Genomic DNA, 18,806 nt, shown 5'->3' on the forward strand with positions numbered 1-18,806 from the left:
ACCCAGATCAGTTTCCAACTGACTCACATCGGTTAGTGTCTGATCATGTCGCTCCTGGTGTCGACGCTGACCGACGTGGACCGGCGGGTCGTCGACCTCGTCCTCGCCGAACAGCACCGACTCCGCCCGAGGGTCGGCGTGCCGGGTCGCTGGGCCGGCCTGATGCGCCTGCTCAAGCGGCTCGCCGTGGCGCGGGCCGTGCACGGCTCGGTCGCCATCGAGGGGCGGTCGGCCAGCGTCGACGACGCCTTCGCCGCGCTGGACGACGAGGAACCGCTGGACGCGACCGGCGACGACTGGCAGGCGCTGCGCGGCCACCGCGACGCGCTGACCTACGTGCTCCAGCTGTCCCAGGAACCCGACGCCAAGCTCAGCGCCGACCTGGTCAAGCCGCTGCACTTCCTGCTCGGCCGGCACGACCTCGCCGAGCGGCCCGGACTGTGGCGGTCCGACCGCGCGTCCGCCGACGACGCCTACGACCATCTCGGCCCTGGTGCCGACGACGTGCCGGCGCTGGTGCGGGACGTGGCGCGGCAGACCCAGGACCCAGAGGTCCCCGTCCTGGTGCGCGCGGCCATGGCGCACCTGAACCTGGTGGCGATCCACCCGTTCCGGTCGGGCAACGGCCCGCTGGCCCGCTGCGTGCACACGCTGCTGCTCGCGTCCGGCGACCGGGCCGTGGCGCCGGAGTTCGCCGCGATCGACGAGCACCTGGGCAGGAACGCCGAGGACTACCGGCGGGTGCTTGGCGAAGTGACCGGCAACGGCTGGCCGCCGGAGCGTGACGCGCGGCACTGGGTGCGGTTCTGCCTCACCGCGCACTACCGGCAGGCCAGGCGGCTGGCCCGGCGCGCGGAGCTGGTGTCGCACCTGTGGATCGACGCGGAGGAGCGGGTCGCGTCCGCAGGCCTGCCGGAGCGTTGCGTGCAGCCGCTGACCTACGCCCTCACCGGCGGCTGGCTGCGCAACGCCACGTACCGTCAGCTCGTGCCCGACCTCAGCAAGAACCTGGCCAGCCGGGACCTCAACGACCTGGTCAAGGCCGAGCTGCTGGAGCCGGTCGGCGAGAAGCGCGGCAGGCGGTACCAGCCCTCGGCGGCGTTGAGCGCCGTCGCCGCAGGTCACCGCGCCGAAGCGGCTCGGCTGTTCGACGTGGACGCGGACCCGTACCGGGTGCTTGGGGCGTAACACCATCGTGGATAGACGGATACTAACCGACTTTGCATCGGTTAGTATCCGCCTATGCCCCTCTTTGAGCCTCCCGCGCTCGACGGCGATGATCTGGCCGTGCTGGAGCTCATCCAGGACCAGCGCAACCGCCTCCGACCGTTGGTCGCGGCGCCCAGAAGGTGGAGCGGCATGCTCCGCAGGGTCGCGCTGGCCAGAGCGGTTCGCGGCTCCAACACGATCGAGGGCTTCACCGTCAGCGTCGATGACGCCTTCGCGGTCCTGGATGACCAGGAGCCGATGGAAGCCGACGAGTTGGCCTGGCACGCGGTTCGCGGCTATCGCGACGCCATGACCTACGTCCTGCAACTCGCGCACGAGGACAGCCTCGACCTCTGCGTGCACACGGTGAAGGCGCTGCACTTCATGATGCAGCAGTACGACCTCACCAAGTGGCCGGGACGGTGGCGTCCGGATCAGGTCTTCGTCTACGACTCGGACAACAGGGTGACGGTCTACCTCGGTCCGGAGGCGGACGAGGTGCCTGACCTTGTGCACGAGTTGGTCGACGACATCAATTCGTCACAGGCGGACATTCCTGCGCTGGTACGAGCGGCGTTGGCGCATCTGAATCTGGTGATGATCCACCCGTTCAAGGATGGCAACGGCCGGATGGCCCGGTGCCTACAGACGTTGCTGTTGACCTGCGACGGCACACTCGCACCCGAATTCTCCTCGATCGAGGAGTACCTCGGCTACAACGAGCAGGACTACTACCGCGTGCTCGCCGAGGTCGGCGGCGGCCGTTGGGCACCGGACAGGGGCACCGAGCTGTGGGTCCGATTCTGTCTCACCGCGCACTACCGGCAGGCGCTTCGAGTCGAGCGCCGCGCGGAGCTGGCCAGCAGGCTGTGGATCCGTGCCGAAGACGAGATGACGCGCGCCGCGTTGCCCGAGCGATGTGTTCAACCGTTCACCTTCTGCCTGACTGGCCGTGTCCTGCGTAACGCCACCTACCGACAGCTCACTCAGGGGCTCAGCCAGAACGCGGCGGGACGCGACCTCAATGACCTGGTGAAGGCAGGGCTGCTGGAGCCTCGAGGCGAGAAGCGCTGGCGACACTACGTTCCGACGGCGGCGATGCGCTCCGTCGCGGACGACATCGGCGCCGAGGTCGGTCAGCTGTTCACTCCGGACGGCGACCCCTACCGCAGGATCGCCGGGTAGTGATGGCTGAACTCGTCAGCCCGGAACGGGTCGCCGAGGCGCTCGGGCTGCATCCGCCGACGCCCGAACAAGCCGCCGTGATCGCCGCGCCGGCGCAGCCCGCGCTGGTCGTGGCCGGGGCGGGGGCCGGGAAGACCGAGACCATGGCGGCCAGGGTGGTGTGGCTGGTCTGCAACGGGCTGGTCACCCCCGACCGCGTGCTCGGGCTCACCTTCACCCGCAAGGCCGCGCGGCAGTTGGCCGACCGGGTCCGCGCGCGGCTGCGCAGGCTGGCCGGGTCGGGGCTGCTGGACGAGGTGGATCCCGGCGGCGAGCGCCGCGCGGCCGTGATGACCACCGAGCCGACCGTGCTCACCTACCACGCCTACGCCGGACGGCTGGTCGGCGAGCACGGGCTGCGACTCCCGGTCGAGCCCGGCGTCCGGCTGCTCACCGAGACCGCGTCCTGGCAGCTCGCGCACCGCGTCGTCTCGACCTGGACCGAGGACCTGGACACGGACAAGGTCCCCGCGACGGTCACCGGCTACCTGCTCGCGCTCGCGGGCGAACTCGGTGAACACCTGGTCGAGCCCGCCAGGTTGCGCGCGCACGCCGACTGGATCACCCGGCTGATCGAGTCCGCCCCGCGCGCCAAGGGGCAACGCGACGGCCTGCCCGTCAAGCTCCAGGAAATCGTTGTCGCGCAACGACTCCGCATCGCCCTGCTGCCGCTGCTCGACGCCTACGCGCAGCGCAAGCGGCGCGAGGGCGCGATGGACTTCGCCGACCAGATGTCGCTGGCCGCGCGGCTCGCGAGCGAGCATCCCGAAGTGGCGCAAGGGGAACGCGAGCGATACGGCGCGGTGCTGCTGGACGAGTACCAGGACACCGGGCACGCCCAGCGGGTGCTGCTGCGCTCGCTGTTCGGCCAGGGCGCCGGCACGCGGATCCCGGTCACCTCCGTCGGCGACCCGGCCCAGGCGATCTACGGCTGGCGCGGCGCCAGCGCGGCCAACCTGCCCCGGTTCACCACCGACTTTCCCCGCCAGGACGCGGAAACCGGCCAACTGCGGCCAGCCGTCCGCTACGGCCTGCTGACCAGCTTCCGCAACCCGCCCGAGGTGCTGACGCTGGCCAACGCGATCTCCGGGCCGCTGCGCGACGCCGGCCTTGAGGTCGACGAGCTGCGGGCGCGGGACGGGGCGGGGCCCGGCGACGTCCGCTGCGCGCTGCTGCCCGACGTGCGCGCCGAACTGGACTGGCTGGCCGACTCGCTGGCCGGCCGGTGGGCGGCCACGCTGGCGGCCACCGGCGCGCCGCCGACCGCCGCCGTGCTGGTCCGCCGCAGGGCCGACATGGCCGGCATCGCCGCCGCGCTGCGCGAGCGCGGCCTGCCCGTCGAGGTCGTCGGGCTCGGCGGTCTGCTGGACGAGCCGGAGATCCGCGACCTGGTCAGCGCCCTGCGAGTGCTGGTCGACCCTCTGGCCGGGACCGCGGCAGCCCGCCTGCTGACCGGGTCCCGCTGGCGGCTGGCCGCCGCCGACCTCGCCGCGCTGTGGCGGCGCTCTGGCGAACTGGCCGGCGGGCGGCCGAGCCGACAGTCCACAGTGGACGACCCGCTCGCGGTGCTGGCGGACGCGCTGCCCGGCGAGCACGCCGAACAGGCCGGGCTCGCCGACGCCCTGGACGACCCCGGCGACCCGAAGGCGTACTCGCAGCTGGGTTTCCGGCGGATCCGGCGGCTCGGCGGCGAACTCGCCTCGCTGCGCCGCAGGCTCGACCAGCCCCTGCCGGAACTCGTCGCCGACGTGGAACGCACGCTGCTGCTGGACATCGAGGCGATGGCCCGACCTGGCGGCGTCGGCCGCGCGCACCTGGACGCGTTCGCCGACGTGGTCGCCGACTTCGCCGCCGCCAGCCCGTCGGCCACGCTGCCATCGCTGCTGGACTACGTCGCCACCGCGGAGCGGGCCGAGGACGGCCTGGAACCCGGCGAGGTCGAGGTCGCCGAGGACCGCGTGCAGGTGCTGACCGTGCACGCGGCCAAGGGACTGGAATGGCAGGTGGTCGCCGTGCCGCACCTGTCAAGGGAGGTGTTTCCCGGGCGCCGCAAGGCATCCAGCTGGCTGCGCTCGGTGTCCGAGCTGCCCGCCGAGTTGCGCGGCGACAGCGCGGACCTGCCGAAACTGCGGCTGTCCGGCGAGGAGAACCGCAAGGAGGTCGACGAGGCGCTGACCCTGCACGGCGAGGAGTTCGAGGAGCGCAGGCTGGTCGAGGAGCGGCGGCTGCTCTACGTCGCGGTCACCAGGTCCGAGCACGCGCTGCTGATGTCCGGGCACTGGTGGGGCGAGACGGGGGAGAGGCCGCGCGGCCCTTCGCCGTTCCTGGTCGAGGTGCGGGGGGCACTGCTCGCGGGCGAACATCGGGACGGCGCGACGGTGGCTGGGGCGGCGGACGGTGTTGTGCCGCGGGCCGACGGTTCGCTGGCCGAGATGGCGGAAGATGTTGTGCCGCAGGCGGATGAGCCGCGTATGGACGAGGCCAGGGGTGCTGAGTCTGCGGGTGCTGCGGGTGTTGAGTCTGCGGGCGTTGAGAGTGCAGACGCCGTGCCGCGGATTGGGTTGGCGGCGCGGGAGGACGGCCCGAGGGTCGGCGTGGTCGAGCTGTGGGCGGATCCGCCCGCCGAAGACGAGGCCAACCCGCTGGCCGCCGCCACGCGGACGGTCCAGTGGCCCGCCGACCCGCTCGGCTCGCGGCGCGCTGCCGTGACCGAGGGCGCCGAGCTGGTCATGGCCGCGCTGACCGTGCTGGGCGAGCAGCCCGGCGAGCAGGGCGAGCTGGCGCTGTTCGAGGACGAGGAGCCGCTGCCGGAGGAGCCCGTGTCCGATGAAGAGGCCGACCCGGAGGGCTGGGCCCGCGACGTCGAGGTGCTGCTGGCCGAGCGCGCGGCCTCGGCCGACCGCCGGGAGCGCATCGTGCTGCCCGAGCACCTGTCGGTGAGTCAGCTGGTCGAGCTGGCCGCCGACCCCGAGGCGCTGGCAAGGCGGCTGCGCAGACCGCTGCCGTTCCCGCCGAACCCGTTGGCGCGCAGGGGAACCGCGTTCCACGCCTGGCTGGAGAAGCGGTTCGGTGCCGGCCGGCTGCTCGACCTCGACGAGCTGCCCGGCGCGGCCGACGACGGGGCCGCGCCCGACGCCGACCTCAGCCGGTTGCAGGAGGCGTTCCTGGCCAGCGCCTGGGCCGACCGTGCCCCGCACGACGTCGAGGTGGCGTTCGAGACCGAGGTGGACGGCATCGCGGTGCGCGGGCGGATGGACGCCGTGTTCGCCGATCCGGACGGCGGCTGGACGATCGTGGACTGGAAGACCGGCGCGGTGCCGGAGGACGCCACCCTGCCGGCGCTGTCCGTGCAGCTCGCGGCCTACCGGTTGGCCTGGTCCGCGCTGTCAGGCAGCCCGATCGAGCGGGTGCGGGCCGCGTTCCACTACGTCCGGCAGGATCGCACGCTGCGGCCGACGGACCTGCTCGACGCGGACGGGCTGCGCGCGCTGCTGCGCTCCGTGCCCGGCGGGTGACCTCCGGTTGTGGGGTGGCCGGGTAGGGGCCAGGATCGCCGAGTGCCCGCACTTGAGTCGTGGAACCTGAGCAGCCCGCCCGACACGCCGACCGCCGTCGCCGCCGACCTCGTGGAGCTGCGCGAGCCGCTGGTGCGCGTGGCCAGAGCCGAGGACGGCTCGTGGTCGTTCGACGGTCCCGGCGCCGCGCGGGACCTTACCGAGTCGCTGACCCTCGGCGAGGTCGTGCACGCCTGGCCGCACGTGGCCGTGCTCGACGAGATCGAGCCGGGCCAGATGGCCGTGTGGGACTGGATCGACAACGGCTGGCAGATCGGGCCGAGCGAGGAGGGCGACGTGCTCGCCGAGGTCTCCGTCGACCTCGACCCGAGCGTGTTTCCCGACGGGCTGGTCGCCGAGGAGCCCGCCGTGGTGGAGCGGGCCGTGGTCACCGGCGAGGTGCTGCTCACCGATGTGCAGCGCGACGACGAGGGCTTCTCGTTCGTCGGCCCGAGCCAGGACGAGCTGGCCCCGGACGCCTTCGTGCTGATCAGGCTGGCCGACGCGGTCCGGCGCTGGCCGCACGCGTTCGGCGTGGTGCAGGCGCTGGAGCCGGGCGAGGGCATGGAGTGGGACCCCGAGCAGCTCCAGTGGGAGGCCTACCGGCTCAGCTACTCGGGCGACCCGGAGATCTGAGCGTCCCTGGCGACGGGCGCGCGCACGGGGTCGTTGTCGGTGCTGACCTGGAGCGCGCGCTCGTAGAGCACCTCGAGCAGCCAGCGGCCGAACAGCGAGGGGCCGAACTCGGTCGACCGGTCCTCCGGCGTCACCAGGAGGTCGGCGTCGCCGGTGGCCGTGTCGACGGCGACCACGCCGATGCCGTAGTAGTCCAGCTCGATCAGCGGCCAGGTCCCGGCGTCCTGCGGGCCGGGCAGCACGACCGCGCACGGCGCGAGCGTCATCAGGGTGCCGCAGGCCTGGAGCGCGCGGTCCGCGGTGGACTCGCCGACGAGGACGCCGACCAGGTCGACGGCCGCGACGGGCAGGTGGTCGTGGTGGGTCTGCTCGAACCAGGAGCGGAACCAGGACGGATCCGACTGTGGGGGCCAGCCGTTGCCGGCCCGCCAGTCGTGCACCTCGCCGCGCAGCCGCACGACAGCGGACACCTGGTGACCGAGCACGGCGACGTCGGGAACGACGATGCCGTGCCACCCAAGTGCCGAAGTGGCAGGCTGGAGGAGCGAATGCACTCCGGCATCCTAGGACTGTTGCCGATTCAACGGCAGGGGGCTCCGCGCCGCAAAGTGTTGCCCCCGGAGCACTGTGTGACGGTGACTCGCTAACGAACAGTGCAAATGCACTGGTCAGCTGGTCACGGCGGGGCAGAGTAAATCGTTATGACAGAAGTGGACAGGGTGATGACGCCCACGTCCCGTTACGCCGTTTTGCGCACTCGAAGCGCCCAGGTGATCAGCGGCCACTGGAGCGGCAGCCTGCCGTAGGTGATCAACCGGTGCTTCAGCGGCTTGTTCCTGCTGTCCAGGGCCATCTTCACGTTGGCGGGGAAGATCGCGGCGAACAGCCAGGCCGCGAGCAGCCCGCCGAGCCTGCGGGTGCGCGGGACCGCGATGGCGGCGGCGCAGCCAAGCTCGGCCAGCCCGGACGCGTAGGTCCAGGCGCGCGGCCTGCCGGGCAGCGCGCGCGGGATGACCCGGTCGTACGCCTTGGGGATGGCGAAGTGCAGCACGCCGCCGGCGCCAAGCAGCAGGGCCAGCCCTGCGGCCGAGCGAGATCGGGAACGATTGGGTTCCATAAGGAGACGATGGCAGGTTCCTCGGTCGCTGGCGAGCGTTTGCGTCGACGTTCGCGCCGAAAGTCGGGGCCAATTCGGGCCTGCGGCGCACTACGGTTGGGCCGCGTGACCGAGGACCGCACCAGTGACGCCGCGCCCGCCGATCCACCACCGCTCGGCGGCCACCATCCCGAACGGGACGCGGTGGCGGCCCGCGCCGACGGATTCGTCGCCGAGCTGCGCGACTGGCTGCGGATTCCGTCGATCAGCGCGGATCCCGCCCACCACGGCGACGTCGGCCGCTCGGCCGACTGGCTCGCCGAGGCGCTGCGCCGCGACGGCTGGCCCACCGTCGAGGTCTGGGCCGACGGCCCCGCGCTGCCCGCCGTGTACGCGTGCTGGCCCGCCGCCGACCCCGCCGCGCCGACCGTGCTCGTCTACGGCCACCACGACGTGCAGCCCGCCGACCCGCTCGACGCCTGGCACCACCCGCCGTTCGAGCCGACCGTGCTCGGCGACGAGCTGCACGGCCGGGGCGCGAGCGACGACAAGGGTCAGGTGGCCATGCACCTGCTCGGCGTCCGCGCGCACCTGGCCGCCACCGGGGCCGGCGCGCCGGCCGTCACCATCAAGCTCCTGGTCGAGGGCGAGGAGGAGACCGGCTCGCCGAACCTCAAGTCCCTGCTCGCCGACCACACCGACGAGCTGGACTGCGAGCTGATCGTCTTCACCGACACCCCGCTGTTCCACCGCGACGCGCCGACCGTGTGCACCGGGCAGCGCGGGGTGATCGCCGCCGAGGTCGTGTTCAGCGGCGGCGAGATCGACGTGCACTCCGGCAGGGTGGGCGGCGGTGTCCCCAACCCGGCGACGGCGCTGGCCCGCCTGGTCGCCGCCCTGCACGACGAGCACGGCCGCGTGCGCCTGCCCGGCTTCTACGCCGACGTCCGGCCGCCGACCGACGCCGAGCGGGCCAGCTACGCCGCGCTGCCCTTCGACGAGGCCGCGTGGCTGGCCGACACGGCAGGCGGCGCTCGGGCGACGGTCGGCGAGGCCGGCTGGACCACCCTGGAACGCGTCTGGGTGCGGCCGACCGCCGAGGTGAACGGGCTGCACGCCGGCTACACCGGCCCCGGCGTCAAGACCATCGTGCCGGCGGACGCCACCGCCAAGCTGTCCTTCCGGCTCGTGCCGGACCAGCGCCCCGAGCTGATCGGCGCGGCGCTGCGCGAGTTCGTCGCCGAGCACACCCCGCACGGCATCCTGGCCGAGGTGCGGCTGCGCGGCGACGGGGTGCCGCCGTACGCGGTCGACGTCGAGCACCCGGCGAACCGGGCCGTCCAGGAGGCCCTTGCGGACGCCTTCGACCAGCCGATCAGGTTCAGCCGCACCGGAGGGTCCGGGCCGGCCGCGCTGCTGCACGCCGCGCTCGGCGTGCCGATCGTCTACTTCGGCGCGACCTTGCCCGATGATCGAATCCACGCGCCGAACGAGCGCGTCGTGCTGCCGGTGCTGCTGCGTGGCGCCGAGGCCGCCGCGGGGCTGTGGCGGCGGCTCGCGAGCCGAACCGAACGGGGACAGTGACAGCGACGTGGCGACCTTGAACTGGCGGCCGAACCAGGCCGAGCGGTCCGATCACGACCTCGTCGGCGTCGTCAGGATGCCCGAGATCCGCAGCAGCCCGGTCCGGTCGATCCTGCGCAGGGTGGCGATCGCCGCGCTGCTGCTGGTCGCCGCCGTCCTCGCCGTCTACCTGGACCGCGCCGGCTACCGGGACAACAACGGCGACGGCATGTCCCTGCTGGACTGCGTCTACTACGCCACCGTGTCGCTGTCCACGACCGGCTACGGCGACATCGTGCCGGTCACCGCGTCGGCGCGGCTGGTGAACGTCCTGGTGATCACCCCGCTGCGGGTGTTGTTCCTCATCGTGCTGGTCGGCACCACCCTCGAGGTGCTCACCGAGCGGTCCCGGCAGGCGTTTCGGATCCAGAAGTGGAGGACCAGGGTGCGCGACCACGTGGTTGTCGTCGGCTACGGGACCAAGGGCAGGTCGGCGGTGAACACCATGCTTGCCGACGGCACCGCCCCGGAACGGATCGTGGTGGTCGACCCCGAGCAGGACATGCTGGACGCCGCGTCCGCCATCGGCCTGGTGACCGTGCACGGCTCCGGCACCCGCAACGACGTGCTGCGGGTGGCCGGCGTGCCGAGGGCCAAGGCCGTCGTGGTCGCGGCGAACCGGGACGACACGGCCGTGCTGGTCACGCTCACCGCGCGGGAGCTCGCGCCGGACGCGCACATCGTGGCGTCCGTGCGGGAGGCGGAGAACGTACACCTGCTGCGCCAGTCCGGCGCGGACTCCGTGGTGGTCTCCAGCGAGACGGCGGGCCGGCTGCTCGGCATGGCCACCACCGCGCCGTCCGTGGTCGACATGGTCGAGGACCTGCTGACCCCGGAGGCCGGCCTGGCGATCGCCGAGCGAGACGTGGAGCCGACCGAGGTCGGCGGGTCGCCACGGCACCTGTCGGACATCGTGCTCGGCGTGGTCCGCGACGGCACGCTCTACCGGATGGACGCCGCCGAGGCCGACGCGATCGAGGCGGGCGACCGGCTGCTCTACGTCCGCAAGGCGAGCCCGGTCGCGGAGGGCTGACCTCGGGCGTCAGCCGCGTCCGCAGCGCCGGCACGCCGGGCGGGTGCGGCGGGCGTAGGCCAGGGCGGCGACGGCCATGCCGACGCCCCAGAGCAGGTAGCCGGGCACCGCGAACCAGAAGAACACCTCGGGCAGGTCGAGGCCGCCGGACGGCGGGAACGGGTTCTCGCCGCGCAGCCGCATGCCGATCATCTCCACCAGCATCAGCCCGAAATAGACCACCAGGCCCCCGGAGACCGCGACCGCAGGGCCGAGCACGAGCAGGCGCGGCACCCGGCGTCCGGCGAGCCCCAGCACCCAGCGCGGCCAGACCCTGCCCCAGCCGTGCACCAGGGCCAGCGGCAGGAGCGTGCCGCCGAGCACGAAGCCGACCTCGAACAGCATCGCGGACGTGCCGCGCGCCATGGGGCTGTTGCCGAAGCCGACGCACAGCTGGGCGACGATCCGCACCAGGCAGCCCGCGATCCCGAGATAGGCCGCCAGGAACGCCCAGCCAGGCGTGTGCGCCAGCCGCGTCCAGGCCCCGGTGCGGCCGCACCGGCCGCAGGCCGCGCGGGACCGCCGCAGGGACGACCGCGCGGCCAGCCCGAGCAGCACGCCAGAGCCGACGCACGCGGCCCTGCTCAGCGCGCCGAGCGGGAAGAACGAGAGGCCCAGGCCGGGCAGGATGCCGCCGACCACGTCGAGCAGCAGCAGCGCGCCCGACACGACCAGCGCGGCGCTGAGCACCGCCGCCGCGCCGAGCAGCAGCCGCCGACCGACCCCGGTCGGCCGCGCCGTCAGCAACGCGAGCGCCGTCAGCGCGGCGGCCACACACAGGCCGACGGCTCCCCAGCCGGTGACGGCGACGAGGTCGGTGCCGATCGGCGACAGCCGCGCCGGCTGGTGTCCGAGCTGCCAGTAGCACCGCAGCGCCGCGTACGCGGCGACCAGGACCAGCGCCGCGAGCGCCAGGCGGTTCGTCGGCGCAGGCGTGTCGCGGGACGCCTCTGGACGCGCCGTCCTGAGCTGCTTCGTCGTCATGTCGAGCACCATCGCCGAGCCGGGCGGGGCCGGGCCTCCCCGGCAGGGCAGAGACGTGTCCCTCTTGCGGGGGAGATCCGGCTCAGCCTGCGGGGTAGGGCGGTGGCGACACCGTCGAGAACGGCACCGTCGGCTGGTCGACCACCGGTAGCACCAGCTGGAACACGGCGCCAGGTTCGTCCTCCGGCGGGGCGACGCAGCGCAGCTCGCCGCCGTGCGCCCGGACGAACCCGCGCGCGATCGCCAGGCCGAGCCCGGAACCCCCGGAGTTCTGGCCGCGCGAGACGTCCAGCCGCACCAGCCGGTCGAAGATCCGGTCCCGGTCGGCCGCCGGCACGCCAGGCCCGTTGTCGGCGACCACCAGCTCGGCCTGGTGCGCCGGGGTCAGCCCCGACCGCAGCCGCACCCGCCCGGACGACCCGGCGGCCTGCCGTGCGTTGTTCACCAGGTTCGCCAGCACCTGCGCCAGCCGCTGCGGATCGCCGAGCACCAGCACCGGCACGGACGCCTCGTCCACGTCGATGTCGAAGTCCGCAGCCAGCAGCCTGGTACGCTCGACCTCGGCCCTGGCCAGCGCCAGCAGGTCGACGGGCTCGCGGTTGACGTCGATGCCCGCGTCGATCCTGGCCAGCGCCAGCAGGTCGTCCACCAGCCGCCCGGCCCGCCGCGCCTCCCGCACCAGCAGCAGGTGCATGCGCTCCCGCTCCTCGGGGTCGACCTCGGGGCCGGCCTGCACGGTCGCCTCGGCGATGGCCTGCACCCCGGCGATCGGGGTGCGCAGCTCGTGCGCGGCGTCGGCGACGAACCGCCTGGTGCGTTCCTCGGACATCTTGGACGCCGCCTCGGCCTGCCGCGCCTGCGTCTCCGCGCCCTCCAACGCGTCCAACATGTCGTCGAACGCGGCCGCGGTGCGGCCGAGCTCCGTGTCGGTGCGCGCCGGGCTGAGCCGGTTGCCCCGGTGCCCGCTCGCGATCGACCTCGCCAGCCTGGTCATCGCGTCGAGCGGGGACAGCGCGTAGCGCACCACGCCGACCAGCACGACCGCCGTCAGCGCCAGCGCGGCGAACCCGACGAGGACCAGCAGCCTGCGCAGCCGGATCTGCGCTGCGGCGAGCACCCTGGTGTCCGCCGACAGCGTGACCGTCGCGCCGTTGAGGAGCTTGTTGTTCGGCGTGGTCAGCTTGACCTGCCGCTCGCTGAGCCCGTCGACCTTCTCCGGCACCGCGCCGAACACGGCGCCTGCCTTGGTCACCACCTGCGCCTGGATGCCCCGGCTGTTCAGGTCCTTGATGTAGTTCTCCGGGGTGACGTTGACGTTCCTCGCGAGCTGCTGGGCGATCGCCACCCGGTCCGCCAGGATCGCGTTCTGGTCCTTGCGGCTCTCTGCGGTGAACAGCGCGTCCACCACAATCAGCACCGCGATCAGCACGACGCACAGCACGCCGATCGCGGCCAGCGTCACCCTGCGGCGCAGCGACACCGTGCGCAGCCTGGCCACGACCGAGCCACCGTTGGTCACGACTCGCCCGCGCGCAACACGTACCCGAGGCCCCGCACGGTGTGCAGCAGCCTCGGCCCGTGTTCCTCCAGCTTCCTGCGCAGCGCGCTGACGTGCACCTCGACCAGGTTGGGGTCGTAGTCCTCGTAGCCCCACACCGCGGTCAGGATCTGGGTCTTGCCGACCACGCGGCCGCGTTGCGCGGCGAGGTACCGCAGCAGCCGCAGCTCGGTCGCCGTCAGGTCGATCTGCGCCTGCCCGCGCACCACCACGCCGGAGTCGGCGTCCACCACGAGGTCGCCGATCTGCACGGTCGACGGGGTGCGTCCCAGCCTGCGCAGCACGGCGGTCACCCTGGCCACCAGCTCGGCGAGCACGAACGGCTTCACCAGGTAGTCGTCGGCCCCGCCGTCGAGGCCGCGCAGCCGGTCGGAGACGCCGTCGCGGGCCGTGAGCATCAACACACCGGCCCCGCTGGAGCGGCGCACGACCTCCAGCAGCGCGAAGCCGTCGCGGCCGGGCAGCATCACGTCGAGCACCACCAGGTCCGGCCGGAACCTCGCGATGTCCGCCTCGAGCTCGCGGCCGTCCGGCCGCAGCAACACCTGGTAGCCGGCGTCGCGGAGGGCGGCGTGCACTGCGGCGCCGATTGCCTCGGCGTCTTCGATCACCAGGACCCTGGCAGCGGTCGACACGCCTCCATTCTGCGGCCAGCGCGGTCGGGATCGTCGACCACGCGCCGTAGCCTTAAGGCATCGCTCAGCAGATCGGGGCGGATACCGGCGGGACAGGGCTTGACGACGTCTGCGACTATCCATCTCGTGGCGGTTCAGCGTGGCCCCGAGCGGTGGTTGCTGATCCTGCTGGTCGTCGGACTGGCGGGAATCGGCGCTGCGGCCGCCGCATGGTGGCCGTCATCGGGCGCGTCGACGACCGACGGCGGCCAGCCGGTCAGCGCCACGGTGGTGACCCCGGCCCCGTGCGAGGGCGCGAACGCCTACGACACCGTCGAGCTCAAGCTCGGCAACGACGTCAGGCAGGCGCGGCTCAACGGCTGCGGACACCGCAAGGGCGAGGTCGTCGACGTGCTGCTGCCGTCGAACACCGACGGGCAGTTCCAGGTGGAGACGGCCGACAGCCGCCCGACCGCGGTCAACCTGCACCGGCGGCTGAGCGCGCTGCTGCTGTGCCTGAGCGCGCTCGCCGGGGCGAGCTACGCCGTCGCGGTAGGCCGCCGCCGCGACCTGGCCGCGCGTGCCGCGACACCGACCGGGGATGACACCGCGCCGAAACCGACCGAGGCCGTCGCGGCAGCGGAACCGGCGGCGGTCGCGCCGGCGCCGTTCGAGTTCGCGCCCGCCCCGCCGATCAACGCCGCGCCGATCGATGCCGCCGAGGCGGAGGCGGCCGAAAAGGCCTCGGTCGAGGAGGTCTCGGCCGAGTTGGCCGGGCTGAGCGGATCCCAGACCGGCCAGGGGACCGACGGCTTCCCGCGTCCCCAGTGAGCGGTCAGGCGACAGCGACCCCAGTCAGCGGTCAGACGCGGATCCCCGACCGGCCGTGAACCGGTGGCTTCCCGCGTCCCCAGTGAGCGGTCAGAGGACAGCGACCCCAGTCAGCGGTCAGACGCGGATCCCCGACCGGCCGTGAACCGGCGGCTTCCCGCGACCCCAGTGAGCGGTCAGAGGACCTCGTCGGGGGCCGCGGCGAACGTGTTGCAGGAGTCGGTGCTGCCCGTCCGGTAGCCGTTGTCCGCCCAGCGGCCCTGGCTGGTCGCGCTGCCGTGCGTGTTGTCGCCGACGGGCTCCTCGGCCGCGTTGTTGAAGTCCTCCTCGGCGGCCTCGGCAAGGGACGCGTCGATCGAGGCGCTACCGCTCGCCGCGTGCAGGAACATGCCGGCGAAGCAGTCGGCCTGGAGTTCCACGCGGCGGGACATCTCAAGGCCGGGCGCGCTCCGCAGGCCCGCCTTGACCATCACGGCGTCGGCGGCGCCGAGCAGGCCGGACAGCCGCTGCACGTGGTGCCCGTACTCGTGGCTCAGCGTCGCGAGGTGGCTGGCGGGCTCGTCGCCGCCGTTGGCGAGCAGCTGGTCGATCGGCAGGTAGATCGTGTGGTTGAGCCCGCAGTAGTAGGCGACCGCGTCCTGCGGATTCGGCGCCGCGCCGCACGGGCTCGCCTTCAGCTCGGCGGAGATGTCCACCGCGGGCGGTTCGAACGGCAGGGCCGCGGCCAGCAGCACGGGCTCCCACACCTGGTCGAGGCAGCGCACCGTGGCCAGGTAGTAGGCGGTCAGCGCGACCGTGTCCTGGCCGAACGCGGGCAGCTCGCAGTCCACGGTCGGCACGGCGGCCGGCTGCTGCAGCAGCGGGTGGTCGGCGAGGGCGCTGGCGACCCCGCCCCTCGGCGCGATGTCGGCCGACACGGCCGCGTCGTCGCTCCCCGAGGGCGTGCCAGGCTCGCCGACCAGCCACACGTTGACCAGGATCGCGAGCAGCAACGCCACCGCCAGCCCGGCCCGCCGGGCGGCGGACGCGGGACGGTCCGACACGGTCCTACGCGACGTGCGCAGAGTCGGCCAGCCAGGTGTTGCACTGCTGCGTGCTGTTGGTCCGGTAGCCCTGGTGCACCCAGGCGTTGTTCAGGTCCGGCGTGCCGTGGTCGCGCCTCGGGTACTGCGGCCAGTCGCCGCGCTGGCTCTCGTCGTCGATGGCCTGCTGCGCGATGGTGCCGTTCACCGAGCCCTTGTTCTGCACGGCCGCGATGAACATCGCCGCGAAGCAGCTCGCCTGGAGCTCCCTGCGGCGGCTCACCTCAAGGCCGCCGTTGGTGTCCCAGCCGCCCGCGTTGTAGGCCGCCTGGCCCGAGGCGGACAGGATCCCGCTGAGCTGCTGGAGGTGGTGTCCGAACTCGTGCGCGAGCACGCCGAGGTACTTGCCGCCCGCGTTGCCGAGCTGCTCGTTGTCCGAGTAGTAGGGCGCGGTCATGTAGATCACGCCCTCGCAGTACATCGCGGTCTCCCTGGTGGCGCTGCGGGTGCCGCAGGGGGTGGAGACGTCCTCGGTGATCGTCTGGAGCTTCACCGGTGTGTAGGGCAGGTTCACCGACGCGAGCACCGGGGCCCACGCGTTCTCCAGGCACGGCAGGGCGGCGCGGTAGTAGGTGTCCTGGCCGGCGGCCGAGTTGTTGAACGGCGGGAGGGTGCAGGTCGCCTGCATGGCCGCGAGGTTGGTGTTGAACGGGTTGTCGCCAAGTGCGATCACGGCCTTGGGGCCCGACTGGGTGGACGGCGGGGTGGCCGTGTCGCTGGTGCGGTTACCGGTGCTGCGCCCGCCCGTGGTCGACCGGCCCGTGGTGCGGTTGGCTGCCGTGGTGGTGTTGTCGGTGGTGTCGGTGGTGTCGGTGTCCGAGGTGGAGGAGTAGGTCGGGTAGTTGTTGTTGTACCCGGAGTCGGCCACCCGGTGCGACCGGTTGTTGCTGGCCACCGCGCCGACCACGCCGAGGCCGACCACGACGACGGCGAGCAGCACGACGGCGACGATCGGACCATTCGAGCGCTTCCGCGCCGGCATGGGCGGGTAGGGGCTGTACTGCGGCTGACCCCACGGGGACGCGCTCGCGCCGGGCTGCTGGAGGCCGGGCAGTGGCGCTCCAGGGCCGGGCGCGCCGGGAGCGGGCCAGCCGGGCGGCGCGTCGAGCGGCCGCATCGGCGGCATGGGTCCGGTGCCAGGCTGGCCGGCGAGCGGCCTCGGCGGCGGCGCGACGGGCAGCGGCGGCGGGCCGCCTCGGAATGGTGGTTGACCCGGCGGCTGGTTCGGCGGCGGGCCCTGCGGGCGCTGGCCGTACGGCGGTCCCTGCGGCGGACCCTGGGGTGGGCCCTGCGGCGGTCCTTGCCGAGGTCCCTGCGGGCCTTGCGGCGGTCCCTGCTGTGGTCCCTGCTGCGGCCAGCCGGGGCGCTGGCCCGGCGGCATGCCGCCGGGCGGCGGCTGGTTGGACCCGAATGGCGCGCGTTCCGGCGGTGGGCCGACCGGGCGAGGCGGCGGCCACCCACCTGGCGGTGGCGGTTGCGTCATCTGTCGGATCCCCCAAAAGATCGCCTTAGCTCATTCGGCTCAAAAGCATAAGCGTGCTCCGCTATTCTCCGCTGCCGTGTTGAAAAACTGGGGGGCACGCACCGCCGCGACCATCGTGCTGGCCGGCGTGGCGCTTGGCTTCGGTGGTGGCTCGGCCGGCGCGGCCGTTGGCGACGGCCCGCAGGCGCCGCCGTTGCCGGTGCCGTCCGGCTCGGTGCCGACGATCACCGGCACGTCGGGGCTGCCCGACTCGCTGAACAGCGAGATCCGGCTCAAGGTGGAACGCGACGGCAAGCTCACCGTCACCGAGCTGATCTCCGTCCCGCAGGGCAAGACGGTGCACCGCGCGATGCCGCTGCGGCTCCCCGTCGGCACGAGCGTCGACCGCGTGTTCACCGTCAGCAACGCGTCGGTGCAGGGCAGCGGCACCGCGTCGGCGACCTCGGACGAATTCGATGTTTCCCTCAATTCGGGCGCATCGACGATCACCTACACAGTTGACGGCACGGTCGCGGACATGGGCGACCGGCAGGAGGTGCGCTGGCAGGTCGCTGGCGGCTGGGACACCCGGTTCGACACCGTCACCGTCTCGCTGATCGCGCCGAGCCAGCCCAAGTCCGTCACCTGCCTGTCCGGTCCGCCGGGATCCGTGCACGGGTGCAGCTTCGCCAGCGTGTCCGAGGCGCAGGCCGCCAGGGCCAGCGTGATCACGCTGCGGGTCGGCGAGCGCATCGACTTCTCCGTCGGCCTGCCGCTGGGCAGCGTGCCGGTCAACGCCAAGCTCGCCGACGTGTCCGACCTGGCCAGCGCCTTCGCGCTGACCCCGGCCACCGGCGCCGCGCTCGGCCTCGTCGTGCTGCTGCTGATCGTCGGCCTCGTGCTGCTCGGGCGGGCGCGGGCCAGGGACGGCCGCGCGCTCACCGCCGAGGTCGGCCCCGTCAACGTGCTGGTGCGCACCGCCGACGACCACGTCGCCTTCGCGTCCCCGGACGGCGTGCTGCCCGGCCAGGTCGGCACGCTGGTCGACGAGCACGTCGACGTCGTCGACGTCACCGCGACCGTCATCGACCTCGCGGTGCGCAACTACCTGTGGATCGAGGAGATCGGCGGCGCTGGCGGCGTGCTGGACTGGCGCATCGTGCGGCGCAACCCGGTCGACCAGGCCCTCGCCGGCTACGAGCGGGCTGTCTACCAGGCGCTGCTGCCCGGTGAGACGCAGGCCGTGCTGCTGTCCGAGCTGCGCACCACCCAGGTCGACCTGGCGCAGGCGCGCGAGGAGCTCTACACCGACGTCGTCGCCAAGGGCTGGTTCGGGCGCCGCCCCGACGCGCGCCGCACCCCGCTGTGGTGGGCGGGCGCGGTGCTCGCCGGGCTCGGCGTCGCCGCGACCGTGGCGCTAGCGCTGACTATCGGGGGCGCGCTGTTCGGGCTGGCCGCCGCGGTGCTCGGCGTCGCGCTGCTGCTCGGCGCCCGCTGGATGCCGGCCCGCACCAAGCGCGGCAGCGCCCTGCTGGCACAGGTCAAGGGCGTGCGCGACTACCTCTATCGGGCGATGCCGACCGACCTGCCCGAGGCGGACCGGGAGCTGGTGTTCTCCCGCTCGCTGCCCTACGCGGTGGTGCTCGGCGCGACCGACCGGTGGCTGGCCACCTTCGCCGAGGTGGACGCCGACGCCGACGGCGCGCCGGGGCTGTACTGGTTCGGCGAGGCACAGCACTCCGCCGACCTGCGCAGGTTCGCCGTGCACTTCCCCGCGTTGCTCAGCGCGCTCGACGGCGTCCTCGCGCAGGCGGGCCACCTGCGTTCGCTTCGGGCGTAGCAACTGTCGGCCACGCCCCAT

The 18,806-nt window shown here is 73.1% G+C and carries 15 protein-coding genes; 8 read left to right on the plus strand and 7 right to left on the minus strand.

Annotation, left to right across the window (positions count from 1 at the left end; translation table 11 throughout):
- The first annotated feature begins 45 nt into the window (after positions 1 to 45).
- Genes F0L68_RS09020 through F0L68_RS09035 form a run of 4 tightly spaced genes read left to right on the plus strand, consistent with a single transcriptional unit; the run spans position 46 to position 6,623 of the window.
- Positions 46 to 1,188, plus strand: a complete 1,143-nt coding sequence (locus tag F0L68_RS09020; protein WP_149849036.1) for a Fic family protein — start codon at positions 46 to 48, stop codon at positions 1,186 to 1,188.
- A 54-nt stretch (positions 1,189 to 1,242) separates the two neighbouring features.
- Positions 1,243 to 2,394: a Fic family protein gene (locus F0L68_RS09025; protein ID WP_149849037.1), complete on the plus strand. Its 1,152-nt coding sequence runs from the start codon at positions 1,243 to 1,245 to the stop codon at positions 2,392 to 2,394.
- Between the two features lie 2 nt (positions 2,395 to 2,396).
- On the plus strand, positions 2,397 to 5,948 hold the full coding sequence (locus F0L68_RS09030) for an ATP-dependent helicase (protein ID WP_149849038.1): 3,552 nt from the start codon (positions 2,397 to 2,399) through the stop codon (positions 5,946 to 5,948).
- A 42-nt stretch (positions 5,949 to 5,990) separates the two neighbouring features.
- Positions 5,991 to 6,623 carry a hypothetical protein gene (locus F0L68_RS09035; protein WP_149849039.1) on the plus strand — a complete coding sequence of 211 codons (633 nt, stop codon included), beginning with the start codon at positions 5,991 to 5,993 and terminating at the stop codon, positions 6,621 to 6,623.
- Here F0L68_RS09035 and F0L68_RS09040 read toward each other — a convergent pair.
- Positions 6,599 to 7,177: a hypothetical protein gene (locus F0L68_RS09040; RefSeq protein WP_149849040.1), complete on the minus strand. Its 579-nt coding sequence runs from the start codon at positions 7,175 to 7,177 to the stop codon at positions 6,599 to 6,601. The two genes, F0L68_RS09035 and F0L68_RS09040, sit on opposite strands and share 25 nt — an antisense overlap.
- A 185-nt stretch (positions 7,178 to 7,362) precedes the next feature.
- The gene (locus F0L68_RS09045) at positions 7,363 to 7,740 is read right to left on the minus strand and encodes a DoxX family protein (RefSeq protein WP_149849041.1); all 378 of its coding nucleotides are present in this window, start codon (positions 7,738 to 7,740) and stop codon (positions 7,363 to 7,365) included.
- A gap of 105 nt (positions 7,741 to 7,845) precedes the next feature.
- Here F0L68_RS09045 and F0L68_RS09050 point away from each other — a divergent pair, with 105 nt between their 5' ends.
- Together F0L68_RS09050 and F0L68_RS09055 are read left to right on the plus strand one after the other, a co-directional pair.
- Complete coding sequence (locus F0L68_RS09050) at positions 7,846 to 9,303, plus strand: M20/M25/M40 family metallo-hydrolase (protein WP_223198623.1); 1,458 nt, start codon at positions 7,846 to 7,848, stop codon at positions 9,301 to 9,303.
- Between the two features lie 76 nt (positions 9,304 to 9,379).
- Complete coding sequence (locus F0L68_RS09055; RefSeq protein WP_149849082.1) at positions 9,380 to 10,375, plus strand: potassium channel family protein; 996 nt, start codon at positions 9,380 to 9,382, stop codon at positions 10,373 to 10,375.
- Between the two features lie 9 nt (positions 10,376 to 10,384).
- Here F0L68_RS09055 and F0L68_RS09060 read toward each other — a convergent pair whose 3' ends face one another.
- From F0L68_RS09060 to F0L68_RS09070, 3 genes are all read right to left on the minus strand, one after another.
- Positions 10,385 to 11,398 carry a hypothetical protein gene (locus F0L68_RS09060; protein WP_149849043.1) on the minus strand — a complete coding sequence of 338 codons (1,014 nt, stop codon included), beginning with the start codon at positions 11,396 to 11,398 and terminating at the stop codon, positions 10,385 to 10,387.
- 82 nt (positions 11,399 to 11,480) lie between these two features.
- Entirely contained in the window at positions 11,481 to 12,917 is a 1,437-nt protein-coding gene (locus F0L68_RS09065; protein ID WP_223198624.1) for a sensor histidine kinase, read from the minus strand.
- Complete coding sequence (locus F0L68_RS09070; protein WP_223198625.1) at positions 12,914 to 13,591, minus strand: response regulator transcription factor; 678 nt, start codon at positions 13,589 to 13,591, stop codon at positions 12,914 to 12,916. The genes F0L68_RS09065 and F0L68_RS09070 overlap by 4 nt, the downstream gene beginning before the upstream one ends.
- 126 nt (positions 13,592 to 13,717) lie before the next feature.
- Between F0L68_RS09070 and F0L68_RS09075 the strand changes: the two genes are divergently transcribed.
- Positions 13,718 to 14,401 carry a hypothetical protein gene (locus tag F0L68_RS09075; RefSeq protein ID WP_149849045.1) on the plus strand — a complete coding sequence of 228 codons (684 nt, stop codon included), beginning with the start codon at positions 13,718 to 13,720 and terminating at the stop codon, positions 14,399 to 14,401.
- A gap of 176 nt (positions 14,402 to 14,577) precedes the next feature.
- On the opposite strand, the gene F0L68_RS09080 is transcribed toward F0L68_RS09075, so the two are convergent.
- Together F0L68_RS09080 and F0L68_RS44520 are read right to left on the minus strand one after the other, a co-directional pair.
- Positions 14,578 to 15,444, minus strand: a complete 867-nt coding sequence (locus F0L68_RS09080) for a neutral zinc metallopeptidase (protein WP_188316472.1) — start codon at positions 15,442 to 15,444, stop codon at positions 14,578 to 14,580.
- 4 nt (positions 15,445 to 15,448) lie between these two features.
- Positions 15,449 to 16,966 (minus strand): neutral zinc metallopeptidase, encoded by a 1,518-nt coding sequence (locus F0L68_RS44520; RefSeq protein ID WP_276313841.1) that lies wholly within the window; start codon positions 16,964 to 16,966, stop codon positions 15,449 to 15,451.
- Between the two features lie 76 nt (positions 16,967 to 17,042).
- On the opposite strand from F0L68_RS44520, the gene F0L68_RS09090 reads away from it, so the two are divergent.
- Positions 17,043 to 18,785, plus strand: a complete 1,743-nt coding sequence (locus tag F0L68_RS09090) for a DUF2207 family protein (RefSeq protein ID WP_223198626.1) — start codon at positions 17,043 to 17,045, stop codon at positions 18,783 to 18,785.
- Positions 18,786 to 18,806 lie beyond the last annotated feature (21 nt).

Origin of the sequence: Solihabitans fulvus, from assembly GCF_008386585.1 — a bacterium.
Taxonomy (GTDB): domain Bacteria; phylum Actinomycetota; class Actinomycetes; order Mycobacteriales; family Pseudonocardiaceae; genus Solihabitans; species Solihabitans fulvus.